Here is a 15,962-nt window from a genome sequence, read left to right on the forward strand (position 1 = left end):
CTCACGCACCATGCGGCCGCGCGAAGATCTCGGCCAGCATCTCGACAAAGCCGCGCGCATCGGCATGGAGCCCCAGATCGACGTTCGGCTTGCCGCCGGTGCGGAACTGGGTGTCGACATAGGTCGTACCGACCGAGAGCGGGCTTGCCGTCTCCACCTCGACGAAATAGGGCGTGGTCGAGACTATGGCGCGATCAACGAGATAGGCGACGCAGACGGCGTCATGTACCGGCGCCGCGCCGCCATGCTCGCCCATCTTCTGATAGGCGTCGTGGACGCCGATGCGGAAGCGCACGATATCGGCGGTCGCCTGGCCGGCCGGGGTACCGAGCGCGGCGAGACGGTCGCAATCGGCATTGGTCATCAGCGCCTCATGCGTGGCGTCGAGCGTGACCAGCGTGACCTTGGCAAAGCCCGCATTCAGAACACGCGCCGCCGCCTCGGCATCGGCCCAGATGTTGAACTCCGCCGTTGCCGTCACATTGCCGAAGGCATAGCCGCCGCCCATGATGATGAGCTCGGGCACGCGCCTGACGAAGTCCGGATCGGCGGCCAGCGCAGCGGCGACATTGGTGAGCGGGCCGACAGCCATCAGCGTGATCGGATCGGTCGCCTTGCGATAGGTCTCGATCAGGAACTCGGCCGCCGTCTTGTCGGCCTTCGTCGAGCGCGCCGGCGCGATCGGCAGCTCCTCAGGATGATACTTCTCGCCGCCCTCGTCATAGCGGTTGATCACCGGGTGGCCGGTGCGCACCAGCGGCCGATCCGCGCCCTGATAGACGGGGATGTCGGAGCGGCCGATGTGATCCAGCACGCGCAGCGAATTGTCGGTGCAATATTGAACCGCGACATTGCCGTTCACCGTCGTGACGCCGATCAGCTCGATCTCGGGATGCAGCGCCGCCAGCATGATCGCCACGGCATCGTCCGTGCCGGTATCGACGTCGAGAATGAGCTTCTTGGCCATGGCGGGCTTCCTTGCGGGCGCTGCGGAAAAATCGCCTCGAGCGAGGCGGCCGCAAGGTAGAAGCGCCTCGCGCGCGGCGTCAAGAAGCCATGCCGTGCAAAAGCGCAAGCAGCCCTTTCGGAGCGCCGGTCGTCATGCTTCCTTGCATGGCATGGCCTTCAAGTTCCGCCAGCTGCAATATTTCGTCGCCGTCGCCGATACGGGCTCGATCTCGGGCGCGGCACAGCAGCTTTCCGTGTCGCAATCGACCGTGACCGAGGCGGTCAAGGAACTGGAGGCCGATCTCGGCGTCGTGCTGATCGAGCGTTCGGGGCGTGGCATGGCGCTGACGCGGCCGGGCCAGATCTTCCTCCGGCGCGCCGAACGCGTCCTGGAGGCCGTTGCCGATGCCCGCCGATCGCTGGGCGACGAGGCAGATATATCGGGGCGGCTGATGATCGGCGTCACCGCGCTCGTCGCCGGTTATGTGCTCTCCGACCTTCTCGCCCGCTTCCGCCGCGCCCACCCTGCCGTCGACGTCGCGGCGATCGAGGATACGAGCGACTATCTGGAGCATCTGCTCATCAATGGCGAACTGGACGTCGCCGTGATGATCATGCCCGACCGTCCGGTCGACCCTGCCCTCAGAATGGAGATTCTCGGCGAAACGCCCTATCGAATCTGGCTGCCGCAGGGACATCGGCTCGCCGCGATGCGCGAGGTGCCGCTCAGCGAACTCGCCGAAGAGACACATGTGGTGCTTTCTATCGACGAGATCGAGGAGACCACCCGAGGCTTCTGGCGCGAACACGGCTTCCGGCCGCGCGTCGCCTTTCGCACGCGCTCGGTCGAGGCGGTGCGCAGCCTCGTGGGAACCGGCGCCGGCATCGCGATCCTGCCCGACCTCGTCTACCGGCCCTGGTCGCTGGAGGGAGACCGCATCGAGGCGCGCCCGGCGGTCGAGGCGCTGCCCATGGTCAAGAGCGGTATCGTCTGGCGCCGCGGCTCCGATGCCGGCCTCGCAACCACCGATTTTATCGCCTTGAGCCGCGCCCAGCGGCCGGATCGCCGCAGTTTCGGAATTTCCGATAATTAGGTTCTGTATTTTATATTGGCGAATACCGCGCGATTGACGCCATTCTGGCATCACCCCGGAGCAGGACGCCGCGACGAAGAGCTGCCGCCCGGACAACTCGCAGGGAGTTCAACATGCGCAGCATCGCTAGGATGGCCGCCGGTGTCGCCACGGCCGCATTGATCGTCTCGCAGACCGGAGCCGCCTTCTCGCAGGATGCGCTGAAGGCTGTCGGAGCCGGCGAGGGCGAAGTCGCCATCGTCGCCTGGGCCGGCTACATCGAGCGCGGCGAGACCGACAAGGCCTATGACTGGGTCACCGATTTCGAGAAGGAGACCGGCTGCAAGGTCACAGTGAAGACGGCCGGCACCTCCGACGAGATGGTGGCGCTGATGAACGAGGGCGGCTTCGACCTCGTCACCGCGTCGGGCGACGCCTCGCTCCGCCTCATCGCCGGCAAGACCGTGCAGCCGATCAATACCGACCTCGTGCCGAGCTGGAAGGAAGTCGATCCGCGCCTCCAGTCCGCGCCGTGGCACACGGTCGGCGGCGTCCATTATGGCGTGCCCTATCAGTGGGGCTCCAATGTGCTCATGTACAACAAGGACGTCTTCAAGAAGCCTCCGACAAGCTGGTCGGTCGTATTCGAGGAGCAGAACCTCCCCGACGGCAAGACCAACAAGGGCCGCGTGCAGGCCTTTGACGGACCGATCTACATCGCCGATGCCGCGCTCTACCTGATGACCCACAAGCCAGAGCTCGGCATCAAGGACCCCTATGAGCTGAACGAGGACCAGTACAAGGCTGCTCTGGAGCTTCTCCGCGCCCAGCGCCAGATCGTGCCGCGCTATTGGCACGACGCCATGGTCCAGGTCGACGATTTCACCAATGAGGGCTTCGTCGCCTCGTCGAGCTGGCCGTTCCAGGTCAATCTGCTCGTCGCCAATGGCAAGCCGATCGCCTCGACGATCCCCGAGGAAGGCGCCACCGGCTGGGCCGATACGACGATGATGCATGCCAACGCGCCGCATCCGAACTGCGCCTATAAGTGGATGGAACACTCCATCTCGCCGAAGGTTCAGGGCGACCTCGCGGCCTGGTTCGGCTCGGTGCCGTCCGTCCCCGCCGCTTGCAAGGGCAATGCGCTTCTCGGCGATTCCGGCTGCACCACCAACGGCGCCGACGAATTCGCCAAGATCCACTTCTGGCGCACGCCCGTCTCGAAATGCGAAAGCCAGGGCACCTGCGTTCCCTATTACCGCTGGGCGACGGATTACATCGCCATCCTCGGCGGAAGATAAGCGGGGCCGGCCCCAACGGGCGGAGTGCCGGACGGCGTTGATTGGCCCCAGCCCCTGTCATTGCCGGGCTTGACCCGGCAATCCAGTTCGTTGGCGGGGCCAGCAGCCGTCCGAAGCAAAAGGAAGGAAAGTCTGGATTGCCGGGTCAAGCCCGGCAATGACAGGACGAACGACACCCAATGACCGACACCACTGCCATCCCCGCCGTCCGCTTCCGCTCCGTTTCCCGCCATTTCGGCGAGACGCGGGCGGTGGACGGCGTCGATCTCGATATCGCGGCGGGTGAATTCTTCGCCATGCTCGGACCGTCCGGCTCGGGCAAGACGACGTGCCTGCGCCTCGTCGCCGGCTTCGAGCAACCCTCCTCCGGCACGATCGAGATCTTCGGCGAGCATGCCGAGGGCGTCCCGCCCTATCGGCGCAGCGTCAATACGGTGTTCCAGGACTACGCCCTCTTCCCGCATATGACGGTAGCCCAGAACGTCGCCTATGGGCTGATGGTCAAGGGCATCGATAGGGCGGAGCGGCTGGCGCGCGCCGCCGAGATGCTCGATCTCGTTCAGCTCTCCGGCTTCGGCGGCCGCAAGCCATCGCAGCTTTCCGGTGGCCAGCGCCAGCGCGTCGCGCTCGCGCGCGCCCTCATCAACCATCCGAAGGTGCTGCTGCTCGACGAGCCGCTCGGCGCGCTCGATTTGAAGCTGCGCGAGCAGATGCAGGTCGAACTGAAGACACTGCAGCGTCGGATCGGCATCACCTTCGTCTTCGTCACCCATGACCAGGGCGAGGCGCTGTCGATGGCCGACCGCGTCGCCGTGTTCAATGCCGGCAAGATCGTGCAGGTCGGACGGCCCGAGGAGGTCTATGAGCGGCCGGCAACGCGTTTCGTTGCCGATTTCGTCGGCGGATCGAATGTCATTGAGCCGGAGATGGCCGGACGTCTCGGCCTTCCCACCCGGCTGTGGAGCCTGCGTCCGGAAAAGATCCGGCTGGCGGTGGACGGCGCGGGCATCGAGGGGCGGATCGAAAGCCTGCAGTATCAAGGCGCCAACCGCCGCTATCAGATCGCCATTGGCAAGGACCGGCTCTCCGTGGTCACGCCAGCGAGTGAAGTGGCCCTTCCTGCAAATGCGGTCGTTCGCCTCGATTGGCCGGCCGACGCCGCCCAACCGCTGGAGGGCTGAGGCATGAGCCTCGCTCTGCCCAGCCCCGACGAAAAAGGCGGCTTGCTCCGCCGGCTGTCCGATCTGTTCATGCGGCGGCCGAAGCTCTTTCTCGCGCTCCTGCTGGCACCGCCGCTCGCCTGGCTCGGCATCGCCTATCTCGGATCGCTCGCGGCGCTGCTGGCGCAGAGCTTCTTCTCGATCGACGAATTCTCAGGGCTGATTGTCCGCGAATTCACGCTGAAGACCTATGGCGAACTGCTGGCCCCGGCCAATCTCGACATCATCATCCGCACGGTGACGATGGCGGCACTGGTCACGCTTCTGGGCGCGGTGATCGCCTTCCCGATCGCCTATTTCGCGGCCCGCTACGCCAGGGGCCGGCTGAAGGCCGTCTTCTACCTGCTGATCATGCTGCCGCTCTGGTCGAGCTATCTGGTGCGCGTCTATGCCTGGAAGCTGATCCTCGCCAAGGAAGGCGTCGTCACCTACCTCGCCGATCACACCGGCACGCGCGCCTTGCTCGATGCCTGGCTATCGCTGCCGATCGTCGGCGGCCCGTCGCTGTCGATCAGCTACACCGGCACCTTCCTCGTCTTCCTCTATCTCTGGCTACCCTTCATGATCCTGCCGATCCAGGCCTCGCTGGAGCGCGTGCCGAAATCACTGATCGAGGCGGCCGGAGACCTGGGCGCCGACCCGCGCAAAACCTTCACGACGGTGATCTTCCCTCTGGCGCTGCCCGGTATCGTCGCCGGATCGATCTTCACCTTCTCGCTGACGCTGGGCGACTACATCACGCCGCAGATCGTCGGCTCGTCGACACTCTTCCTCGGCCAGGCCGTCTACACGCAGCAGGGCGTCGCCGGAAACATCCCGCTCGCCGCCGCCTTCTCGGTCGTGCCGATCGTCATCATGGGAATCTACCTGACGGTCGCCAAGCGCATGGGAGCGTTCGATGCGCTCTAGGCCGCCCCTTTCCGTCACGATCGCCGCGATCGCGGGCCTCTTGTTCCTGCATCTGCCGCTGGCCTTCATCTTCCTCTACGCCTTCACGACGGAGGAGAAGAGCTACCAGTTCCCGCCGCCGGGCTTCACGCTCAACTGGTTCGCCGTCGCCTGGAACCGGCCGGACATCTGGCAGGCACTCGGCCTGTCGCTGCGTGTCGCCACGGTCGCGACCGGGATCGCCATCGTACTTGGGACGCTCGCTGCCGCGGCCGTCGCCCGCTACCGCTTTTTCGGCCGCGAAGCCGTGTCGCTGCTCATCACCTTGCCGATCGCCCTTCCCGGCATCGTCACCGGCATCGCGCTGCGCGCCGCGCTCAACCTCGCCGATATACCGTTCTCGTTCTGGACGATCGTCATCGGCCACGCGACCTTCTGCATCGTCGTCGTCTACAACAATGCCGTGGCGCGGCTGCGCCGCACGCAGGGTTCGCTGATCGAAGCGTCGATGGATCTCGGCGCCGACGGCTTCCAGACCTTTCGCTATGTCGTGCTTCCACAGCTCGGCACCGCGCTGCTCGCCGGCGGCATGCTGGCCTTCGCTCTGTCCTTCGACGAAGTGATCGTCACCACCTTCACCGCCGGCCAGCAGCAGACGCTGCCGATCTGGATGTTCTCCGAGCTGATCCGCCCGCGCCAGCGCCCGGTCACCAATGTCGTCGCCGTCATGGTCATCGCCGTGACGCTCATCCCCATCCTCGCAGCCTATTACCTGACCCGCGACGGCGATGCCGTCGAGGGCTCCAGCAAGTGAGACCCTAAGGGAGGTCACCATGACCGTCGATCTATCCATCGTCACTGAGCGGGACATGCTCATCGGCTCGTCCTTTGAGGGCGGGACCGAGACCGCCGAACGCGTGCTGGCGCCGAAGACCGGCGAGACGATCCTCGACCTGCCCGAAGCATCGCCCTCGCAGATCGACGCTGCCGTCGCCGCGGCAGACAAGGCCTTCGCAACGTGGTCGCGCACGCCGCCCGGAGTCCGCGCCGGCCTGCTGCTGAAGCTCGCCGACGCCATCGAGGCCGATGCCGCCTCCTTCGCCGCCCTCGAAGCGCTCAACTGCGGCAAGCCCTATCCGGCGGTGCTGCGCGACGAACTGCCGGCCGTCGTCGACTGCTTCCGCTTTTTTGCGGGCGCAGCCCGTGTCCAGACGGGAAGCGCGGCCGGCGAATATCTCCCCGGCCATACCTCGATGATCCGCCGCGATCCCATCGGCGTCGTCGCCTCGATCGCGCCGTGGAACTATCCGCTGATGATGGCCGCCTGGAAGCTGGCGCCGGCACTTGCCGCTGGCAATACCGTCGTCATCAAGCCTTCGGAGCAGACGCCGCTGACGACGCTGAAGCTGGCGAAGCTGGCCGCATCGATCCTGCCCGAGGGCGTCCTCAACGTCGTTGTCGGCCGCGGCGAGAGCGTCGGCAATGCGCTGATCCATCATCCGAAAGTGTCGATGATCTCGCTCACCGGCGATATCGCGACGGGCAAAAAAGTGCTGGCGGCCGCGACCAAGTCGATCAAGCGCACCCATCTGGAGCTCGGCGGCAAGGCGCCGGTCATCGTCTTCGACGATGCCGATCTGGACGCCGTCGTCGAGGGCGTGAAAATCTTCGGCTATTACAATGCCGGCCAGGATTGCACCGCCGCCTGCCGCATCTATGCCGGCGCCAAGATCTACGACAAACTCGTCGCCGACCTTTCCTCCGCCGTCGCCTCGCTCGGCTATGGCCATGAAGACGACGAGAAAAACGATATCGGCCCGCTGATCTCAGCCCGCCAGCGCGACCGCGTCGCGAGTTTCGTCGCGAGAGCCGCCGAGAACCAGCATGTCGAGGTCACGACGGGCGGCAGGCCCGCCCCAGGCTCGGGCTTCTTCTACGAGCCGACGGTCGTCGCCGGCGCGCTGCAATCCGACGAGATCGTCCGCCGCGAGGTGTTCGGCCCCGTCGTCTCGGTCACGCGTTTCGATGACGTCGACGACGCCGTGAGATGGGCCAATGATTCCGACTATGGCCTCGCTTCGTCGGTCTGGACCCGTGACGTCTCCAAGGCCATGGCCGCCGCCGCCGAGCTCCAATATGGCTGCACCTGGATCAATTGCCATTTCATGCTGGCCAACGAGATGCCGCATGGCGGGCTGAAGCAGTCGGGCTACGGCAAGGACCTGTCAGCCTATGCGCTGGAGGACTATTCGGTCGTCCGCCACGTCATGGTGAAATACGCCTGAACGAAAAGAGGCCGCCCCAAGCCGGGCGGCCCCTTCCACAACAAGTCGGTCAGCCTATTCGGCTTCGTCGGCCGGCGCCGACTGCAGCAGCGCGTAGCGCTCGGGGCCGAGGCTGGCGAGAAGGCCCAATTGGGTTTCGAGGAAGTCGATATGATCTTCCTCGTCCTTCATCAGTTCCTCGAACAGCGACATGGACACATAGTCGCCCGCCTCGTGGCAGATGTCGCGACCGTCCTTGTAATAATTGCGCGCCGTGTACTCGCCGCGCAGATCCGCCTCAAGAATTTCCTTGATGTTCTGCCCGATCTCCAGCGGGTCGAGCACCTGCATGTTCGGGAAGCCGTCGAGGAAGATGATGCGCGTCACCAACTTGTCGGCGTGCTGCATCTCCTCGATCGATTCGGCCCGCTCCTTCTTCGCGAGCTTCTTGAAGCCCATATCGTCGAGCAGACGAAAATGCAGCCAGTACTGGCTGACCGCCGTCAATTCGAGACGGAGGGCGCGGTTCAGATACTCGATGACCTTGGGGTCGCCCTTCATGAAATCCCTCGTTTTTGGAAATGTTCCAGACAGCAAACTAGGGAAGCATCGGGGCTCCGTCAAACCTGAATATGACGCTCATCAACCGAAAGCAGCGGGGTCGTACTCATCCTCGCTGCCGCTGCCGAGCGGTTCCGGGCAGGTGACCAGCAATCCGGATTCGGCGATCAGCTTGCGCACCAGCGCGAAGCAGAGCGTGCATTGCGCCTTGGTGCCGAGGGCGCGGTAGATGCGCGCCGGCGTGATCGGACGACCCGGCTGCTCCATGGCGAGCCGTTCGGCAACGTCGAGAATGTTGCGTTTGGTGAGGACGTTGCAGGAACAGACGATCATCGGGCCGATCAGACCAACGGGGCGGTGAGGAAGCAACATAGGGTCGGCCGCGCCGTATCGCCAGCCTCGACGGACAGTTGCGCTATGCCAGCAGGTCCGCGACGGCACGTTTCGCCATCACCTTGACGAGATTGGCGCGATAGGCGGCCGAGCCATGAAGATCCGATAGCATGGTCGCAGGGTCGACGACGATCGCCTCGATCTCGGCCGGATTGAGCTCGGCCGAAAGCGCGTCCTCCATCTCGCTGGCGCGGAAGACGCCGTCCTGTCCAGCGCCGGTCACGGCGACACGCACCTCGCCATCGCCGAGCATCGCGACGAAGACGCCTGCCATCGCATAGCGCGAAGCCGGGTTGGAGAACTTGCGATAGGCCGCCCGCTCGGGGATCGGGAAGCGGATACGCGTGACGATCTCGCCCTCTTCCAGAGCGGTCGAGAACATTCCCTGGAAGAATTCCTCTGCCGGGAGCGTCCGGCGGGAGGTCTCGATCGTCGCGCCAAGCGCCAGCACGGCGGCGGGATAGTCGGCAGCCGGATCATTGTTGGCAATGGACCCGCCGATCGTGCCGCGATGGCGCACATGGGGATCGCCGATCTGTCCGGCGAGATCGGCGAGCGCCGGAATGGCGTCCGCGACGATCGGCGAGGTCTGGACTTCGGTATGCGTGGTCGCTGCGCCGACGACGAGATAGCCGTCCTCGACAAGAAGCATCTTGAGTTCCGGCAGCCGCCCGAGGTCGACAAGATCGACCGGCGTCGCCAGTCCCTGCTTCATCGTTGGGATCAGCGTCATCCCGCCCGAAAGATAGCGCCCTTCGGCGGAAGCGGCGAAGAGGCGCTCGGCCTCCGCGAGGCTCAAAGGGCGGTGATAGACGAACTCACGCATCGACCTGGACCCCTTGCGACTTCGACGCCGCGATCGCGTCCGAGGCGGCCTGGATCGCCTTGACGATGTTGTGATAGCCGGTGCAGCGGCAGAGATTGCCCTCCAGCTCATGGCGGATCGTCGCCTCGTCGAGGCGCGCATCGTGGCGTTCGATCATGTCGACCGTGGCCATGATCATTCCCGGCGTGCAGAAGCCGCATTGCAGGGCATGATGCTCGTGGAACGCCGCCTGGATCGGGTGAAGCGCATCGCCGCTCGCCAGCCCCTCGATCGTGGTGACACTCTCGCCATCCGCCTGCACCGCCAGCAGCGTGCACGACTTCACCGCCTTGCCGGCCACGATCACGACGCAGGCACCGCATTGCGACGTATCACAGCCGACATGCGTGCCGGTGAGGCCGAGGCCATCGCGCAACAGTTCCACCAGCAAGGTCCGGCCTTCGACTTCGGCGCGGCGCGGCGTGCCGTTCACGGTCAACTCGATGTTCGGCATCTATTCCTCCGCGTCTCTTCGGATCTCAGTGCAGGACGGCCAGGATGACGATCACGATGAGCAACGCGATCAGACCCCAGACATAGGGTCCACCGAGAATGCCGCGGCCCGCCGCGACTTCCAGCTCCTCCTCGACCTCCTCCGCCACCTCCGCCAGATCCCCGGCGCGGTCCTCGACCCGGTGTTCGATGCGGTCGACCAACTCCTCATCCGCAGCTGCCTCGCCGCCAAGCGGCGCCAGCGGCGGCGCCGTGCCGATGGCAGGGACCTCGCCGCCGAAGGGAGCCGCGAGGGCGCCGAAGAACTCGTCGGCCATCTTCTTGGCAGTGGTATCAATCAGCCGCGAGCCGAGCTGCGCCAGCTTGCCGCCGACCTGGGCGTTCACGGCATAGGTCAGAAGCGTGCCGGCCGGATCATCGGCGAGCCTGACATCGGCCGCGCCCTTGGCAAAGCCGGCAGCGCCGCCCTTGCCCTCGCCGGAAATCGTGTAGCTCTCGGCCTCGACCACATTGGAGAACGCGACATTCCCGTCGAACGTAGCCTTGACCGGGCCGACCTTGACCACGACCTTCGCCGACATCGTGCCGTCGTCGTTGCGAACGAGTTCCTCACAGCCTGGGATCGCGGCCCTCAGGGTCTCTGGATCGTTGAGCGCGTTCCAGACCGCGGCGCGATCCGCCGGGATGCGATATTCGCCGGTCATTTCCATGGGCGTGCCTTCCATGAGCCGGACAGCCGACGTTCGCCGCCGGTCCGTCTTGTTGCCGAAACGCGTTGTTCCGCGCGGATGAATCTCTGCCGGGCCGGTGAGCGAAGCGCCCGAAACCTGCCTCCGAAGCCTTGCCATGGTCGCACGTCGGCGCGGGCGACGGCAAGCGGCCAAGCGAGCGGCGTTCTGCCATACGCGCCGATTGGCTTTCGCCGCGCCGAAGGCTATGTAGCGCGCATGCAGAACGCATCTTCCGAACCCGGCAACCGAACCGTCAACAGCGCACAGCCTGCCTCCGTCTGGCCGGTTATGCTGGAGACGGAAGGCTGGCGCGATTATGCGCTGATCGATTCCGGCCATGGCCGCAAGCTCGAACGCTACGGTCCCTATCGCATCGTTCGCCCGGAAGAACAGGCGCTGTGGGCGCCGCGCCGGTCCGAGGCCGAGTGGGAACGGGCCGACGCCGTCTTCACCGGCGCAAGGGATGAGGATTCCGACGGCCGCTGGCGCTATCCCCGCCCGCTCGGCGAGACATGGCCGATGAGTTGGCCGCTGCCGATCCACGTCAGCACCGGCGATGTACGCTTCCTTGGCCGCTTCACCGCCTTCCGCCATGTCGGCTTCTTCCCCGAGCAGGAAATGCACTGGGCCTGGTTCGCGTCGATCTGCCGGCAGGCGAAGAAGCCGCCCAAGGTCCTGAACCTCTTCGGCTATACCGGCATCGCCTCCTTCGTCGCCGCCATGGCCGGCGCGCAGGTGACCCATGTCGATGCGTCGAAAAAGGCGATCGGCTGGGCGCGCGAAAACCAGGAAATGTCCGGCATCGCCGACCTCCCCGTGCGCTGGATCGTCGAGGATGCCGTGAAGTTCGTACAGCGCGAGATCCGCCGCGGCTCGCGCTATGACGGCATCATCCTCGATCCGCCCAAGTTCGGCCGCGGCCCGAATGGCGAGGTCTGGGACCTGTTCGAGCGGCTGCCCGAGATGATGCGCCTCTGCCGGCAGCTTCTCGCTGACGACGCGCTGTTCCTCTGCCTTTCCGCCTATTCGATCCGCGCCTCTTTCATGGCGATTCACGAATTGACGGCCGAGGCGCTCGCCGGCCTGCCGGGCAAGCTCGAATCGGGCGAATTGCTGCTGCGCGAGGAAGGCGGCGGGCGATATCTTTCAACCTCCCTCTTCTCCCGGTGGTCGCGCCATGGCTGATGATTCCCCGATTGCGGCGCCCGGCGCGGTGCGCAGCGTCACCAGCCTCTCCAATCCGACGATCAAGGAGATCCGCTCGCTCGCCTTGCCGAAATATCGCAAGGAGAGCGGCCTCTTCGTCACCGAGGGCATGAAGCTGGTCGCCGACGCGGTCGAGGAAGACTGGCCGATCAAGATCCTCGTCTATGGCGCCAAGGTGGCCTCGCACCCGGTCGTGCGGCGCGTCGCGGTCCGAGCCCATGCGCGGGGCGGCGAAGTACTCGAAGTCTCGGACGCCGTGCTCTCCAAGATGACGCGCCGCGATAATCCGCAAATGGTCGTCGGCGTGTTCGAACAGCGCCTGACGCCCGCCGCCTCGATCCGCCCGAGCCCGCGCGGCGTCTGGGTGGCGCTGGAGGGTATCAAGGATCCTGGCAATCTCGGCACCATCATCCGCACCGTCGATGCTGTTGGCGCCGAGGGCGTGATCCTGGTCGGCGACACGGTCGACCCGTTCGGCATCGAGGCGGTACGAGCTACCATGGGTTCGATCTTCCACGTGCCGCTCGCGCGGCTTTCGGTGGCCGAATTCGCCGCCTGGCGGAAAAATTGGCCCGGCATAGTCGTCGGCACGCATCTATCCGGCCAGGAAGACTATCGCGAGGTTCCCTATGACCGGCCGGTACTGCTGCTCATGGGCAATGAGCAATCCGGCATCGACGACAGCTTCGCGGCGCTCTGCGACCATCTGGTCAAGATCCCGCAAGCGGGGCGCGCCGACTCGCTGAACCTAGCCATCGCCACCGGGGTCATGCTGTTCGAGATTCGGCGGACGGAGCTGAAGCTGGCATGACCGACACCGCCGCGCCCACCGCCGTTCCCGGCCCGATCTCCGCCTTCGGCCTGTCGATCATCGGCGCGGTGTTGGTGCTCGATCAGGCGAGCAAGTTCATCGCCGACCAGACACTCGAATTCGGCCGCTATATCGATCTGCTACCGATCCTGGCGCTGCTTCGCGTCAACAATACCGGCGTCGCCTTTTCCGTCGGCCATGGCCTCGGCAGCCTCGTTCTGGTTGCGGCGACGGCGATCATCACGCTGTTCGTATTCTATCTCTGGCATTCGGCCAAGGAAGGCGGACGGCTCGTCGCGGCGGGCTTCGCACTCATCATCGGCGGCGCGCTCGGCAATCTGATCGACCGCGTGCGGCTCGGCCACGTGATCGATTTCCTCTATCTCCATATCGGCGACCGCGGCTTCTTCGTCTTCAACCTCGCCGACGTGGCGCTCACGATCGGCCCGGTATTGCTCGCCTGGTTCTACCTCCTCGGCGGCCGGAAGGTCTGAACCTCAGAATACGGTGCCGTCGCTTTCGAGGCGAAGCGGCGGACCGCCACCGACGCGCTTCTCCCTGGCGATGCGGCGCCCGGCCGCCCAGGTCCCGCCTTCCAGCACCTTGGCGAGCGGCAGGGAGTTCGCATCGAGACCGAGGCGGGCGCGGATCAGTTCCGCCGTCCGGTCGAGCAAGGCCACGGTGAGCGCGCGCCACTCGACGATGAACTCGTCTCCCGCCTTCCAGACCTTCAGGAATGCATTCGGATCCTTCGGCGCCAGCACGCCGAAATCGATGAACAGCCCGCCATTGCGATATTCCGGCAGTCCGGTCAGCCCATCGAGGTCGACCACCTCGATGCCAGTCCAGATCAGCGGCTCCAGCAGCGAATAGGTCAGCCATTGCGATAGCTTGTGGAACGGCATGAGCCCGCTCGTCGCATCATCGGTGACGAGCTTGCCATGACGCCACGTATCGCCGAGCGACACGCCGTCGACGACGAGACGGCTCGGCCAGATCGGCCCCAGCCCCTCCAGCACCAACTCTAGCACGACGGGCGCCGCCACCTTGCCGTCAACGGCACGCCCGACGACAGTATCGAACAATCCGCCCGGCCGAGCCTCGTCCTCGCCGAAAATATCCGGCCGATCGGCGACCGCGAGACCCAGCGCGTTTAACAGCTTCACCCGGCCTTCGAGGCCGACGATCGGGTTGTCGGGCCCGACCTGAAATCCCTCCGCGAGTTCTTCTGTGCCGAGGGCTGCAAGCGCCGAAGCATCGGCGCGCAGTGGATCGGCCGGATCGGCGGAGAAGAGCCCCGAGGCGAACATCGCGAAGCTCGCGACGGCGAGCCCTTCCGAGCGGACGAACGTCTCGCCGGTCGCCGCCTCGACATATTTCCAGTCCGGCCCAGCGCCTGCATCGAGCAGGACGCTCAGGATCGCCAGATCATAGGCGGCGCGCCCGAAAACCATCGGATCCGTGATCCCCGCCGCATCGACGAGCCCGCCCCAACGATCGATCCCGCCAGCCTCGAAATGCCGCCAGCGCGAGTGGAACGGAATGTCGCCATCCGGATAGGCCGACTGCATGGTGTCGATCACATAATCGGCAACGGCGGGCAGGCGCGACAGGTCGACGCCGAAATGCTCCAGCTTTCCCTGGGACCCCAGATCGAGCAGCCGGTGCGCCCGTTCGCGAACGGCGGCGGAGGTGAGGAGGGAAGGTATATCCAAGATCAACTCCGTCTGGCACAGAGCCCCTTCTTCTTCCTCCCCCTTGCTGGGAGGACCGAGGAGGGGGTTCGCAAAATCGCTGGGGTGGAGGGCGGAAAAGCTGCGTATCCGGCGATATCTCGCCAGTATCTCCTCCCTGGCCCTCCCCGCAAGGGGGAGGGAATCGCCTGGACATTCGGCGCCAACCAGCAAGATCAGTCCGGCTAGTACTTCTCCAGCGACCGGCCGACGGTCTTCGTCAGATCTTCCGCCGTCGGCGGCGCGGCGGCCGAGAAATAGCCCGCGGCCTTCTTGGCGTCCATTTCCACCCGTGCATCGATCGGGATCAGATCCTCCGGGATCGGCACCCGTTCGACGATCTCGATTCCGGACCCCGTGATCGCGTCGTATTTCATGTCGGACATCGAGATGAACCGGTCGATCCGGCGAATTCCGAGCCAGTGCAATATGTCGGGCATTAATTGCTGGAAGCGCGCATCCTGCACGCCGGCGACGCATTCGGTGCGCTCGAAATAAGTCGCGGCCTGGTCGCCGCCCTCCTGGCGCTTGCGGGCGTTGTAGACGAGGAACTTCGTCACCTCGCCGAGCGCCCGACCCTCCTTGCGATTGTAAACGACGAGCCCGGCGCCGCCCTTCTGTGCTTCCTTGACCGCTTCCTCGATGCCCTGGATCAGATAGGGCCGGCAGGTGCAGATATCGGAGCCGAACACGTCCGAGCCGTTGCATTCGTCATGGACGCGGCAGGCCAGCGTGCGCTTCGGATCGGACAGCGCCGCGGGATCGCCGAATATATAGATCGTGATGCCGCCGATCGGCGGCAGAAACACGTCGAGATCGGGCCGCGTCACCAGTTCGGGATACATGCCGCCGGTCTGCTCGAACAGGGTCCGCCGAAGCTGATCCTCGGAGACGCTGAATCGCGCCGCGATGCCCGGCAGATACCAGACCGGATCGATCGCGGCCTTGGTCACCGACACATCGCCATTCTCGCGCACGATCTCGCCATCGATCGGAAGTCGCCCGCGGCGGATCGCGTCATGCAATTCGGCCATGGTGAGCCGCGCCTTGGTGATGGCGATCGTCGGCCGGATGTCGACGCCCTCGGCAATTTCCTTGGCGAAGATATCCGCCGCCAGATGCCCGAACGGATCCAGAGAGATGATCTTGCCGGGCTCCGACCATTGCGGATGCGGGCCGATCGAAACAACCGGCGAGGTGTTGCGCAGATCCGGCCGCTGGATGGGATTGAGTGCTCCCGAGGAAACGGCGAGCGCGCGATAGAGCGAATAGGAACCGCCATGCGTGCCGATCGTATTGCGGTCGGCCGGATGGACGACCGTGCCGATGATCGGGCCGCGCTTCAGCGGGTCGGCGTCTCCCCAGCGGATCGGAAAGCGGACGGGCGCCTGGGCGCCCGGATGGGAGGTCAGGCGAATATGGGTGGAGCGATTGCTGCTCATGGGTCCGAAGCCTTCTGCCGGGTTCATCCCGACAATTTATTCGAATGCGAAGAATGCGGCGCTCTGACGCGGA

17 protein-coding genes are annotated in these 15,962 nt (G+C 65.3%); 9 read left to right on the plus strand and 8 right to left on the minus strand.

All coding sequences use genetic code 11. The features are described 5' to 3' along the window. Position 1 precedes the first annotated feature (1 nt). Positions 2–967 carry a nucleoside hydrolase gene (locus OSH05_RS24315; RefSeq protein ID WP_104220194.1) on the minus strand — a complete coding sequence of 322 codons (966 nt, stop codon included), beginning with the start codon at positions 965–967 and terminating at the stop codon, positions 2–4. A 151-nt stretch (positions 968–1,118) separates the two neighbouring features. Between OSH05_RS24315 and OSH05_RS24320 the strand changes: the two genes are divergently transcribed. The 6 genes from OSH05_RS24320 to OSH05_RS24345 all read left to right on the plus strand — a co-directional run bounded on the left by OSH05_RS24320 (position 1,119) and on the right by OSH05_RS24345 (position 7,715). Further along, the gene (locus tag OSH05_RS24320) at positions 1,119–2,042 is read left to right on the plus strand and encodes a LysR family transcriptional regulator (protein ID WP_104220195.1); all 924 of its coding nucleotides are present in this window, start codon (positions 1,119–1,121) and stop codon (positions 2,040–2,042) included. Between the two features lie 131 nt (positions 2,043–2,173). Beyond that, on the plus strand, positions 2,174–3,322 hold the full coding sequence (locus tag OSH05_RS24325; RefSeq protein WP_104220196.1) for an ABC transporter substrate-binding protein: 1,149 nt from the start codon (positions 2,174–2,176) through the stop codon (positions 3,320–3,322). Between the two features lie 179 nt (positions 3,323–3,501). Next, positions 3,502–4,503: an ABC transporter ATP-binding protein gene (locus OSH05_RS24330; protein WP_104220197.1), complete on the plus strand. Its 1,002-nt coding sequence runs from the start codon at positions 3,502–3,504 to the stop codon at positions 4,501–4,503. A 3-nt stretch (positions 4,504–4,506) separates the two neighbouring features. Continuing rightward, positions 4,507–5,451 carry an ABC transporter permease gene (locus OSH05_RS24335; RefSeq protein ID WP_104220198.1) on the plus strand — a complete coding sequence of 315 codons (945 nt, stop codon included), beginning with the start codon at positions 4,507–4,509 and terminating at the stop codon, positions 5,449–5,451. Further along, a complete protein-coding gene (locus OSH05_RS24340; protein WP_104220199.1) occupies positions 5,441–6,244 on the plus strand; it encodes an ABC transporter permease in 804 nt (267 codons plus the stop codon). Before OSH05_RS24335 ends, OSH05_RS24340 begins: the two co-directional genes overlap by 11 nt. Positions 6,245–6,263: 19 nt before the next feature. Further along, the gene (locus OSH05_RS24345) at positions 6,264–7,715 is read left to right on the plus strand and encodes a gamma-aminobutyraldehyde dehydrogenase (protein WP_165801649.1); all 1,452 of its coding nucleotides are present in this window, start codon (positions 6,264–6,266) and stop codon (positions 7,713–7,715) included. A 54-nt stretch (positions 7,716–7,769) separates the two neighbouring features. On the opposite strand, the gene bfr is transcribed toward OSH05_RS24345, so the two are convergent. From bfr to OSH05_RS24370, 5 genes are all read right to left on the minus strand, one after another. Beyond that, positions 7,770–8,255 carry a bacterioferritin gene (gene bfr, locus OSH05_RS24350; RefSeq protein ID WP_104220200.1) on the minus strand — a complete coding sequence of 162 codons (486 nt, stop codon included), beginning with the start codon at positions 8,253–8,255 and terminating at the stop codon, positions 7,770–7,772. 81 nt (positions 8,256–8,336) lie between these two features. After that, positions 8,337–8,588, minus strand: a complete 252-nt coding sequence (locus tag OSH05_RS24355; RefSeq protein WP_266353065.1) for a (2Fe-2S)-binding protein — start codon at positions 8,586–8,588, stop codon at positions 8,337–8,339. An 82-nt stretch (positions 8,589–8,670) separates the two neighbouring features. Beyond that, positions 8,671–9,474, minus strand: coding sequence for an FAD binding domain-containing protein (locus tag OSH05_RS24360; RefSeq protein WP_104220202.1), 804 nt, complete (start codon positions 9,472–9,474; stop codon positions 8,671–8,673). Further along, positions 9,467–9,967, minus strand: a complete 501-nt coding sequence (locus OSH05_RS24365) for a (2Fe-2S)-binding protein (protein ID WP_104220203.1) — start codon at positions 9,965–9,967, stop codon at positions 9,467–9,469. Before OSH05_RS24365 ends, OSH05_RS24360 begins: the two co-directional genes overlap by 8 nt. A gap of 25 nt (positions 9,968–9,992) precedes the next feature. Continuing rightward, entirely contained in the window at positions 9,993–10,676 is a 684-nt protein-coding gene (locus OSH05_RS24370) for an SRPBCC family protein (protein ID WP_104220204.1), read from the minus strand. A gap of 237 nt (positions 10,677–10,913) precedes the next feature. Here OSH05_RS24370 and OSH05_RS24375 point away from each other — a divergent pair, with 237 nt between their 5' ends. The 3 genes from OSH05_RS24375 to lspA are packed head-to-tail and all read left to right on the plus strand — an operon-like array spanning position 10,914 to position 13,208. Next, positions 10,914–11,882, plus strand: coding sequence for a class I SAM-dependent methyltransferase (locus tag OSH05_RS24375; RefSeq protein WP_104220287.1), 969 nt, complete (start codon positions 10,914–10,916; stop codon positions 11,880–11,882). After that, the gene (locus tag OSH05_RS24380) at positions 11,875–12,714 is read left to right on the plus strand and encodes a TrmH family RNA methyltransferase (protein ID WP_104220205.1); all 840 of its coding nucleotides are present in this window, start codon (positions 11,875–11,877) and stop codon (positions 12,712–12,714) included. Before OSH05_RS24375 ends, OSH05_RS24380 begins: the two co-directional genes overlap by 8 nt. Next, on the plus strand, positions 12,711–13,208 hold the full coding sequence (gene lspA, locus OSH05_RS24385; protein WP_104220206.1) for a signal peptidase II: 498 nt from the start codon (positions 12,711–12,713) through the stop codon (positions 13,206–13,208). Before OSH05_RS24380 ends, lspA begins: the two co-directional genes overlap by 4 nt. Positions 13,209–13,211: 3 nt before the next feature. Here the strand turns inward: lspA and OSH05_RS24390 are convergent, their stop codons facing one another. Further along, positions 13,212–14,432 carry a URC4/urg3 family protein gene (locus OSH05_RS24390; protein WP_104220288.1) on the minus strand — a complete coding sequence of 407 codons (1,221 nt, stop codon included), beginning with the start codon at positions 14,430–14,432 and terminating at the stop codon, positions 13,212–13,214. A 200-nt stretch (positions 14,433–14,632) separates the two neighbouring features. Further along, the gene (locus OSH05_RS24395) at positions 14,633–15,889 is read right to left on the minus strand and encodes a GTP cyclohydrolase II (protein WP_104220289.1); all 1,257 of its coding nucleotides are present in this window, start codon (positions 15,887–15,889) and stop codon (positions 14,633–14,635) included. Between the last annotated feature and the right edge of the window lie 73 nt (positions 15,890–15,962).

Origin of the sequence: Kaistia algarum, assembly GCF_026343945.1 — a bacterium.
GTDB lineage: Bacteria > Pseudomonadota > Alphaproteobacteria > Rhizobiales > Kaistiaceae > Kaistia > Kaistia algarum.

Coding starts and splice junctions, on each gene's coding strand:
- OSH05_RS24315 (WP_104220194.1), bottom strand. CDS start 967: ATGGCCAAGAAGCTCATTCTCGACGTCGATACCGGCACGGACGATGCC.
- OSH05_RS24320 (WP_104220195.1), top strand. CDS start 1,119: ATGGCCTTCAAGTTCCGCCAGCTGCAATATTTCGTCGCCGTCGCCGAT.
- OSH05_RS24325 (WP_104220196.1), top strand. CDS start 2,174: ATGGCCGCCGGTGTCGCCACGGCCGCATTGATCGTCTCGCAGACCGGA.
- OSH05_RS24330 (WP_104220197.1), top strand. CDS start 3,502: ATGACCGACACCACTGCCATCCCCGCCGTCCGCTTCCGCTCCGTTTCC.
- OSH05_RS24335 (WP_104220198.1), top strand. CDS start 4,507: ATGAGCCTCGCTCTGCCCAGCCCCGACGAAAAAGGCGGCTTGCTCCGC.
- OSH05_RS24340 (WP_104220199.1), top strand. CDS start 5,441: ATGCGCTCTAGGCCGCCCCTTTCCGTCACGATCGCCGCGATCGCGGGC.
- OSH05_RS24345 (WP_165801649.1), top strand. CDS start 6,264: ATGACCGTCGATCTATCCATCGTCACTGAGCGGGACATGCTCATCGGC.
- bfr (WP_104220200.1), bottom strand. CDS start 8,255: ATGAAGGGCGACCCCAAGGTCATCGAGTATCTGAACCGCGCCCTCCGT.
- OSH05_RS24355 (WP_266353065.1), bottom strand. CDS start 8,588: ATGATCGTCTGTTCCTGCAACGTCCTCACCAAACGCAACATTCTCGAC.
- OSH05_RS24360 (WP_104220202.1), bottom strand. CDS start 9,474: ATGCGTGAGTTCGTCTATCACCGCCCTTTGAGCCTCGCGGAGGCCGAG.
- OSH05_RS24365 (WP_104220203.1), bottom strand. CDS start 9,967: ATGCCGAACATCGAGTTGACCGTGAACGGCACGCCGCGCCGCGCCGAA.
- OSH05_RS24370 (WP_104220204.1), bottom strand. CDS start 10,676: ATGGAAATGACCGGCGAATATCGCATCCCGGCGGATCGCGCCGCGGTC.
- OSH05_RS24375 (WP_104220287.1), top strand. CDS start 10,914: ATGCAGAACGCATCTTCCGAACCCGGCAACCGAACCGTCAACAGCGCA.
- OSH05_RS24380 (WP_104220205.1), top strand. CDS start 11,875: ATGGCTGATGATTCCCCGATTGCGGCGCCCGGCGCGGTGCGCAGCGTC.
- lspA (WP_104220206.1), top strand. CDS start 12,711: ATGACCGACACCGCCGCGCCCACCGCCGTTCCCGGCCCGATCTCCGCC.
- OSH05_RS24395 (WP_104220289.1), bottom strand. CDS start 15,889: ATGAGCAGCAATCGCTCCACCCATATTCGCCTGACCTCCCATCCGGGC.